This window comes from Kitasatospora sp. NPDC127035, from assembly GCF_042726075.1.
Taxonomy (GTDB): Bacteria; Actinomycetota; Actinomycetes; order Streptomycetales; family Streptomycetaceae; genus Kitasatospora.
Genome location: NZ_JBHXDN010000031.1, coordinates 90,535 through 99,138 on the forward strand (window position 1 = coordinate 90,535; position 8,604 = coordinate 99,138).

The 8,604-nt window shown below is 73.4% G+C and carries 9 protein-coding genes; 4 read left to right on the forward strand and 5 right to left on the reverse strand.

Annotation, left to right across the window (positions count from 1 at the left end; all coding sequences use genetic code 11):
* Positions 1–74 precede the first annotated feature (74 nt).
* Positions 75–917, reverse strand: a complete 843-nt coding sequence (locus tag ACFWIC_RS21835) for a TIGR04222 domain-containing membrane protein (protein ID WP_380519802.1) — start codon at positions 915–917, stop codon at positions 75–77.
* Between the two features lie 200 nt (positions 918–1,117).
* On the opposite strand from ACFWIC_RS21835, the gene ACFWIC_RS21840 reads away from it, so the two are divergent.
* Positions 1,118–1,408: a DUF2695 domain-containing protein gene (locus ACFWIC_RS21840; RefSeq protein WP_380519803.1), complete on the forward strand. Its 291-nt coding sequence runs from the start codon at positions 1,118–1,120 to the stop codon at positions 1,406–1,408.
* A 35-nt stretch (positions 1,409–1,443) separates the two neighbouring features.
* Here the strand turns inward: ACFWIC_RS21840 and ACFWIC_RS21845 are convergent, their stop codons facing one another.
* A complete protein-coding gene (locus tag ACFWIC_RS21845; protein ID WP_380519804.1) occupies positions 1,444–2,424 on the reverse strand; it encodes a zinc-binding alcohol dehydrogenase family protein in 981 nt (326 codons plus the stop codon).
* Positions 2,425–2,552: 128 nt separating this feature from the next.
* Between ACFWIC_RS21845 and ACFWIC_RS21850 the strand changes: the two genes are divergently transcribed.
* Together ACFWIC_RS21850 and ACFWIC_RS21855 are read left to right on the forward strand one after the other, a co-directional pair.
* Complete coding sequence (locus ACFWIC_RS21850; protein ID WP_329949952.1) at positions 2,553–3,014, forward strand: helix-turn-helix domain-containing protein; 462 nt, start codon at positions 2,553–2,555, stop codon at positions 3,012–3,014.
* Between the two features lie 233 nt (positions 3,015–3,247).
* Positions 3,248–3,679, forward strand: a complete 432-nt coding sequence (locus ACFWIC_RS21855) for a hypothetical protein (protein WP_380519805.1) — start codon at positions 3,248–3,250, stop codon at positions 3,677–3,679.
* Positions 3,680–3,713: 34 nt separating this feature from the next.
* Here ACFWIC_RS21855 and ACFWIC_RS21860 read toward each other — a convergent pair whose 3' ends face one another.
* From ACFWIC_RS21860 to fdxA, 3 genes are all read right to left on the reverse strand, one after another.
* A complete protein-coding gene (locus tag ACFWIC_RS21860) occupies positions 3,714–4,829 on the reverse strand; it encodes a YncE family protein (RefSeq protein ID WP_380519806.1) in 1,116 nt (371 codons plus the stop codon).
* Positions 4,830–5,111: 282 nt separating this feature from the next.
* Positions 5,112–6,407, reverse strand: coding sequence for a peptidoglycan-binding protein (locus tag ACFWIC_RS21865; protein ID WP_380519807.1), 1,296 nt, complete (start codon positions 6,405–6,407; stop codon positions 5,112–5,114).
* Positions 6,408–7,369: 962 nt separating this feature from the next.
* Positions 7,370–7,693, reverse strand: a complete 324-nt coding sequence (gene fdxA, locus ACFWIC_RS21870; protein WP_329875963.1) for a ferredoxin — start codon at positions 7,691–7,693, stop codon at positions 7,370–7,372.
* A gap of 96 nt (positions 7,694–7,789) precedes the next feature.
* Between fdxA and soxR the strand changes: the two genes are divergently transcribed.
* Positions 7,790–8,254 carry a redox-sensitive transcriptional activator SoxR gene (gene soxR, locus ACFWIC_RS21875; RefSeq protein ID WP_380519808.1) on the forward strand — a complete coding sequence of 155 codons (465 nt, stop codon included), beginning with the start codon at positions 7,790–7,792 and terminating at the stop codon, positions 8,252–8,254.
* The last annotated feature ends 350 nt before the right edge of the window (positions 8,255–8,604 follow it).

The following is an 8,604-nucleotide window of genomic DNA, read 5'->3' on the forward strand; positions in this document are numbered from 1 at the left end:
CGCGCGCGGCCCGGTCCGGCCGCGTCGGGACCGCGAAGCGTCGGTCGCGCCGGACGGACGGGGCCGATGCGGTGTCAGAGGCCGCCGAGCCCCGGGGGGTCGTTGACGGGCGTGGCGGTACTGCGCGGACGGTCGGGCCAGTTGAGGGCCCCGGACAGGGGTCCGAGCCTGCCGCCGAAGCTGCCCCCCTGCACGCCGGCGGCAAGCAGCTCGGCGTCCTGCGGGGACAGGCGGTCGTTGGTACGGGGGATCCACGGCTGGTGGCGGGCGTAGTGGGCCTTCAGCGCGGCCCGCCCCTCCTCCGTCGTGCTGCAGAGCCAGTAGTGACCCCTCACCTTCGGGCTGGCGGCCCTCCAGCCGGCCGCGAGGAGGACGGCCGTGGCGGCGAGCGGGATCAGGAACGTCCGACCGCCCTCGGCACCGGCCAGTCCGACGGCGGTCAGTCCCATGGCGATGCACGGCACCTGGATCCACACCAGCCGGTCGTGGCCGCGCGCCGCCGCCCGGGACCGCCCGGGGTGACGCACCAGCCCCTGGTCGCCCAGCCTGTTCCCGATCGCGAGGATGGCGCGGCTGCGCCCGAACCGGCCCATCCGCCGCCAGGTCCTGCGGCTCGGCGAGAGACCGATCACCTTGAGCACGTCGGCTTCGACCGCATCGCGCGGTACGGGGTCGGTGACGGTGAGGACCTTTTCCCGGACCTTCATCCGGCCGCCCAGGATCATCGCCGCGATCGCCACCTGGGCGACCCGCTTCTCGTAGAGGGACAGGAAGGCGACCTCGTAGAGCGTGAACTCGTCGTCGGGCGGGCGCGGACGCACCGGAGCGTCCAGGAAGACGCGGAGCGCCCGGCGGTAGCGGACGGCGCAGAGCGCGGTCGACCCGTAGGCGACGACAAGCAGGACCCACCACGGCACGGCGCACCCCCGGCCCGCCCCATACCCCGCCCGGTGGCACCTGACACGGAGAAGGGTTGACCACCGCGTTCCCGTGACGTTCCCGCTCGCCCCGACGCCGGTCCCGACGCCGACCCTGACGCGGACGTGCCGCGACGCCCGGGCGCGCCGACGCCCGTAGGACGGGGCATCGCCTCGTCGACGAGAAGCAGGGTGTGCGGATGTCCTCGGAACGGGATCGCCGGCGGATGCCGCGCGACGCCCACAAGGCGGAGCACAAGCGCGCGGAGCGGGACCTGCTCGGCCTCGACCGCGAACAACTCGACGATCTCCTCGACCACGTCGAGGAGCGCCTCGCGGACACCGACTGTGATCACACCCTGAGACACTCCCGGGCCTGGGCCGACGCCTGGTCGGTGCCGTGGTCCGCGCCGGAAGCGGGCCTCCTGGCCAACGGTGCCGGCTGCGACTGCGAGGTGCTCGCGAACCTCGATCCGGACGAAAGGGTCTGATTCCGCTCCGCCGCCTCCGGACGGGCCGGTGCCGGTCAGGGCAGGAGGACGGCCTTGCCGGTGAGGGTGCCGGTCTGGATCGCTTGGTGGGCCTCGGCGGCCCCGTCGAGGGGGCGGACGAGCCCGAGGTGGGGGCGCAGACCGGCGGCGAGCGCGGCGACGGTCAGGGCACGGCGGGCCAGGGGATCGGCGGCCTGGCCGCCGTAGCCGACCAGGGCCACCCCTCGGTACATCAGATCGGCCGGAGTGATCTCGGGCCAGTCGCCGCCGACGGTGCCGTAGGCGACCAGGCGGCCGGTTCCGGGGTTGAGCAGGCCGAGGGCGGTGCGGGAATGGGAACCCCCGACGGTGTCGAGGACGACGTCGACGCCGGCGGGCCCTGCCGCGTCGGCGACGAGGCCCGGCCAGTCGGGATCCCTGGAGTCGATGACGTGGTCGGCGCCGCATTCGCGGGCGAGGGACTGCCTGGCGTCGCCGTGGGCGAGGGCAAGGATCCTGAAGGCTCCGGCGCCGCGCAGCAGTTGGAGCAGCAGATGGCCGACTCCGCCGCCCGCTCCCTCCACCAGGACGGTCTCCGTTCCCGTGAGGCGTGCGGCGGCGACCACGCCGACGGCGGTGCTGCCCGCCACCGCCAGGGCGACCGCGTCGGCGGGCCCCAGCCCTTCGGGGAGAGCGATCAGGTGGCCGGCGGGGACGCCGGCGTACTCGGCGTATCCGCCGCACCCCGCCGCCAGGACGGCGACGACCCGGCGGCCGACCAACGCGGGGTCGGCGTGCGCGCCGACCCCGACCACGGTGCCCGCGACCTCGCCGCCGGGCACGACGGGGAAGCGGGCAGGCGGGGCGTGGCCGATGCTGTGCAGCCTGCCGGAGCGCAGCCAGGTGTCGGCGAAGCTCACGCCCGCGGCGGCGACCCTGACCAGGGCATCGTCCGGTCCGGGGGACGGGTCGGGGAAGGCGCGGTCCACCTCCAGTACGTGGGCCGGACCGTGACGGTGGAAGACGACGGCACGCATGCTGATCTCCTGATCTGCTGACGACAGGGGGGACGGGGCCATGCCCGCGACGGGGCAGCCCGGCAGTGATCGGCCGGATCGCGGACCGGCCTTGTCTGCCTCGATCCGATGCTGCTAGAACGGCGCGGATGAGGGAAGAACGCACTTTGCTGTCCGTTGCTCACACTCCTGTTCCTGCCCGCGCCCGGGACGTGCTGGAGGAGTGTCCGGCCCGCGAGGCGCTGGACCGCCTGGGGGACAAGTGGACCCCGCTCGTCGTCGCGCTACTGGCGGACCGTCCGCGCCGGTACGGCGAGTTGAACCGCCTCCTGGAGGGGGTGTCGGCGCGCATGCTGACCCTGACGCTGCGGCGTCTGGAGCGGGACGGGTTGGTGCTTCGCCGGGTGACACCGACCATCCCGCCGCGTGTCGACTACGAACTCAGCTCGGCAGGAGAGGAGTTGTGCGAGGTTCTGGCCGCAGTGGCCCGGTGGGCCGACCGGCACGGCGGCGGCATCCGGCGCAGCCGCGCGGACTACGACGCCGGGCGCGTCGCCCGGCCGGCTCCGATCGGACCAGTGGGACGTGGGGCCGGGCATGCCGTCGACTGACGCCTCGACCGGCCGACGGCACCGCCGTCCCTCCTGAACCGGCTCCGTTGGCCCGCCCGGCGAACGTCCACCGCCTCCCGCGACCGTTCCGGCGTACCCGCACGGGGCCGCGGCCACGGGGACGGGCACCGGACCCCTGCCGGACCGCGTACCCGCTGCTCGCCGGGCACGGACCGTGCCTCTACGCTGGCGGCGGGCGCCGGCCCCGGCGCGCACAGACCCGGGGGGACCGCGTGATCCGAGTTCAGCAGCGCACCTACACCCTGATCGCGTGGCCGTGGAACGCCATGTCCTGGGCCCGGGTGCCCGAGGGGCTCGGGTTCACCCTGTACGACGTCGTCGACCCGACGGCGCGCGGCGTCGAGGTGCCCGGCACGGAGCAGGACGCCACCCGCTGGAAGGTGGCCCACGACGCCTACCAGGACCTGCTGCGCCACGCCGAGGACATCGTGCGCCACGCCCACGGCGTGCGCAGCAAGGCCGGCTTCATGGTGGACCGGCGCACGGTGCGCCTGCGCCGCTACGATCTGGTGCCCGGGCGCGGGGCCCGCTCCCGACGGCTGTTCGCCGAGTGCGGGACCCTGATGCGGGCGGCCGAGGCGGCCTACCGGCCGATCCTCGACGAGATCGAAGCCCGCCTCGCGGACGCTCCGGGCGCGGCCTGAGCCGCCGGCGCCCCGGCCACGGGCCGGGGTCCGGTCAGAGGCTGATGATCTGTAGGCCGGAGCCGGCGGTGAGGTAGAAGGTGTGGCCGTCGGGGCCGAGGGCCAGGCCCGTGACCCAGGTGAGGCCGGTGATGCCCTCGCCCGGGACGAGGGTGTTGGTCGCGGTGTCCAGGGCGAGGACCGAGGCCGCGCCGTCGGTGCCGGTGAGGTCCTGCTGGACGAGGTACAGCCGGGTGCCGCCCGCGCCCACCGACGGGTTCTGCAACCACTGGCCCGGGGCGATGTCGAGGGTGGTGAGGGTGCCGGTGGCGAGGTCGACGGCGTATCCGGTGCCGCTGCTCCCCACGCCGTGGAGCCGCGTGCCGTCGGGGGAGAGGGCCAGGCTCGGTACGGCGCCGATCGGGGCGGCGACGGCCCCGGCCACGGCGGGGGTCGCGGTGCTCGTGTCCAGGTGGACCAGGTTCTCGTCGGTGGCGGCGTACGCGGCGGCGCCGCCCGGCAGGGTGACGATCGAGCCCAGGTAGCGGCCGGGCACCGGCACGGCGGTGGTGAAGTCCTGCTGCTGCGGGGAGAAGGACAGGATCCGGGCGCTCGGTTCGGCCGGGCGGTGGAAGCGGGCCGGCCCGTTCTGGCCGACGTAGACCCTGGCGCCGTCGGGGCTGACCGCCAGTGAGGTGAGGGCCCCGGGGAGGGTTCCCTCGGGCCGGGGCTGGTCCGGTACCGCCGTGCTGGAGACCACGGCGTCGGTGGCCGTGTCGATGGCGGCCAGGGTGGACAGCGGTGCCCTGCGGGCGGTCGAGAACAGGACGTAGACGCGCGAACCGTCGGGGCTGACCGCGACCGGGCCGGGACCGGCCCCGAGTCCGGTGGAGAGCGTCACCACTGCGGTGATCGCCCCGCTCTGGGTGTCGACGACCTTCACCTTGGCGCCGTCGATGCTGTCCTTCACCGCGACGTAGGCCTTGCGCCCGTCCGGGCCGACCGCCACCGAGGCGGGCGACGAGTCCAGTTCGACGGTCCGCGGGACACCCGGGACCGGCCCGTCGGACGGGCCCGTGTCGGCGCCGGCGGAGCCGGATCCGGTGAGCAGCAGCGCCCCCACGGCGGCCAGGGAACCCAGCCAACGAGCCTTCGAGGCAAGCGAGTTCATTCAACCCTCCCCTTCGGACACTGCGGGTGCCCGCAGTGGAAGGCAAACGCTACGGGACGAACTCGGTATGAGTGCAGAGTTGTTGATGCATCATCAGGCTAATTCGAGAGTGACACCGGTCCGGCCCGACGCCTCCGCCGGGAGCCGCGCCCACGGGGGGATCCGCCGCCGGCCCGTCGGCACAGCGGGACCGCGGTGCCCGTGGCCGGTCTCCGCACCGTGGACGGCACCCTGCCTCCGGGCGCGGGTCGCGTCCGGAGGCAGGGCGGCGAAGCGCGCCGGTCAGCCTCCCGCGGGGGAGATGATGGCGTAGGCGCCGCGGGCCGCCGGGGAGAAGTGGCGGCGGATCACCTGGTCGCTGGAGTTGCCCTCGATGGTGTCGACGGTGCCGTCGGCGTTGGCCTTCTCGATGATGCCGACGTGGACGCTCGTGCTGGTGTTCTGCGGACCGGTGCCGAAGACGATGGCGTCACCGGGCTGCGGGTTGCTCAGACCGCTGTGCAGGGTGCCGTGGTTGCGGCCGTAGTAGTAGAAGTCCCCGCTGAACGCGGTGCTGAAGTTGACGCCGGCCTGGCGCCAGGCCCAGCTGGTGAACAGGGCGCACCAGGCCACGCAGGGGCCGTACGGGTTGCAGTTGTTGCCCCACTCGTGGACGCCGAGCTGGGAGCGGGCCGCCTGGACGATCTTGTCGCGGACACTGCCGTCCAGCGGGGGAACGGTGGGGGTTCCGCCGCTCTCGCCGCCCGGGGTGCCGCCGCCGAGCTCGCGGGGGATCCCCATCGACGCCATGGTCTGCGGGCCGGCGATGCCGTCGACCTCCAGGCCGTGGGCGCTCTGGTAGCTGCGCACCGCGTTGATGGTGGCGGGGCCGTAGTCGCCGTCGGCGGGCGTGTTCGCCTTGCCCTGCACCTGCTTCACCTTCGCGGTCAGAGCCGCGTTGGTCAGCGGCCCGGCGATGCCGTCGACCGAGAGGTCGTTGTCGCTCTGGAACGAGAGCACCGCGTTCTTGGTGGCGGGGCCGTAGACCCCGTCCACACCGCCCTCGCCCAGGTAGCCGAGACCGGTCAGGTTGCGCTGGAGCAGCCGGGTGTCGTTGCTGCTGCCGGTGCCGCTGGAGGTGATGCGGTCGATGTTCATCGCGCCCATGGTCTGCGGGCCGGCGATGCCGTCGGCCTCCAGGTGGCGGGCGCTCTGGTAGCTGCGCACCGCGTTGATGGTGGCGGGGCCGTAGTCGCCGTCGGCCGAGACGCCGGCCTTGGCCTGGACCTGCCTCACCTTGGCGAGCAGCGCGGTCATCGTGTTCGTCCCGGCGACGCCGTCCACGGACAGGCCGTTGTCGCGCTGGAAGTGCCGCACCGAGTCGGTGGTCTGGGAGCCGTAGACGCCGTCGACGCCGCTGAGCGGGGCGTAGCTGAGCCCAGCGAGGTCGCGCTGGAGCAGCCGGACGTCCACCGCGTGGGCCTGCCCCGCGGTGGGGCCGAGCAGGAGGCCGAAGAGGATCATTGCCAGGGCCAGCGCCGTCGAGGTGAGCCGGGCGCCGGGAGCCCGGGTGGGTGGGCGGAGGTTCGTTACGGACATGGACTTGCCTCTCGTTCTCGTTCGCCCGGGAAGCCCGGGACGGGTGGGCGAGGACGTGACGGGTCCACCGGTCGGCGGCGTCACGTCCTGGGGCGGTTCGAGGCCGGCGCCGAGGGGCCACCGGCGGCCGGGCCGCTGAGGCGCTCTCGGCCACGGTGGTCCGGCCGTACGGCCCGAGGGCCGCGCCGTACGGGGCGCGGAACGGGCGCGTGCAGTGCCTTTCGGTTCACCACGCTGGTTCGTCCGTACTGGTCGTCCGTACGGACGGGTGCCGATGGCTTCCGTCCGGCCGTCTCCCCGCCCGACGGCGACAACTCTGACCCGGCGGTGATCCACGGGTCGAGGGGCGTCCGGATCTTTGAGACTTCGCGGAGCGTCTCAGGCCGTGGACCTGCTCAGTGAGACACCGTCAGATTTATCCTGAGACGCCTGAACGCCTTCGGGGGAAAAGGCTCTGATGATGCGTCAGGACTGACTGTCCCGAATCGACTCGTTTGCCCTCGGGCCGCCTGCGGAGCCCACCGCCCGTGCCCCGCCGCCCGCTTCCCGCCGCCCGCTTCCCGTCGGTCGGCGGCAATCCCGTCGCCCGCGCATCTGCGACGGCCTGCGGCGGGATCCGGCCTGACCACCGCAAGTGACTACCAGGATCGTCCGATCGCGGACTTCGCGAACGACCTGCCCGTCGCGCGGGCCGCATGTGTCCCGGCCCGGCCGAAGCGATCGACCACGGTGACGGTGACTGCCGCCGGGTCGCGCCCTGGCCGCGGCAGCGCGAGTACCTCGCGAAGCTCTCATCTCCGCCACCCCCCGAGCCTCGGTGACTGCTTCGGCGATCTGAGCGAACCCCCGCCCCTTTGTGTGCGCAACAGGCCAGTCTGCGCGACTTCTCAAGCCGCCTTCCCGGGCTTCCCCAGCTCGGACGGAAGGGCGCCGGGTCGCACACGGCGCCCACTCCCGGTCGGTCAGGCGGTGTCCTGGACCGGCAGCGCCGCCACCATCGGGTGGTCCTTCTTGATCAGGCCGAGCTTCGCGCTGCCACCGGGGGAGCCGAGGTCGGTGAAGAACTCGGCGTTCGCCGTGTTGAACGGCTGCCACGGATCCGGGGTGTCGTCCTCGAAGTAGATCGCCTCGACCGGGCAGACCGGCTCGCAGGCACCGCAGTCGATGCACTCGTCGGGTTGGACGTAGAGCATCCGCTCCCCTTCGTAGATGCAGTCGACGGGGCACTCGTCCAGGCATGCCTTGTCCTTGACGTCCACGCAGGGCAGGGCGATCACATAGGTCATCGGGGCTGCCGTCCTCTCCGGGTCGGTGCTGTTCGCCGCTCTGGCACGGCCGACCGTAGGGCCTCAAGTAAGCTTGAGGTCAAGAGGAGGCGATGCATGGCGACCCACCAGCCCGGCGACGCCAGGGCCACTCCCGACGACTGGTTGGGCATCGGCGAGGTCAGCGCGCGGACCGGGGCGGCAGTTTCCGCCCTGCGGTTCTACGAGGAACTCGGCCTGATCGCCTCCGAGCGCGACGAGCGCAACCAGCGCCGCTACCCCCGGCACATGCTGCGCCGCGTCGCGCTGATCTCCGTGGCGAAACGGATCGGCATCCCGCTGCAGGACTTTCAGGAGGCGTTCGCGGACGTGCCGCTCGACCGGCCGCCGAGCCATCACGAGTGGCAGCGCGCCTCGCGCGGCTGGAAGCGCCGCTTGGAGGAGCGCCGGCAGACCATCGAACGGCTGGAGGCCGAACTCACGGGGTGCATCGGCTGCGGCTGCCTCTCGATGAAGGCCTGCGCCCTGCTGAACCCCGGCGACGCACTCGCCGAGGACGGTGTCGGACCCCGGCGTCTGTGAGGGGTTCCGGGTCGAAGTCCTCTCCTGTCCTCCCCGCGCAGGCGGGGCCGGCTGTACCTGCCCGTCTCCACGCCCACGCAGGAGAACTCGTTCCGCGCGGCTCGTGACAGCACCACCTGAGACGGTCTCGACCACGGCGTGTACCCGCCTGCTTCCGGGCGCCACAAGGCTCACCGGAGTGACGTGGCGAGACGCGTGCTGAGTCACACCTGACCGGTCAGCCCTTCGACCAGTTGCACCGTCGGCATCCCCGGAGGGGGGGCGCGGTGGCACCAACGCCCCCCCCCCGGCGCCCCCCCCCCGGCGCCCGGCCCCCCCCGCCCCACCCCCCCCGGCCGCCCCCCCCCCCC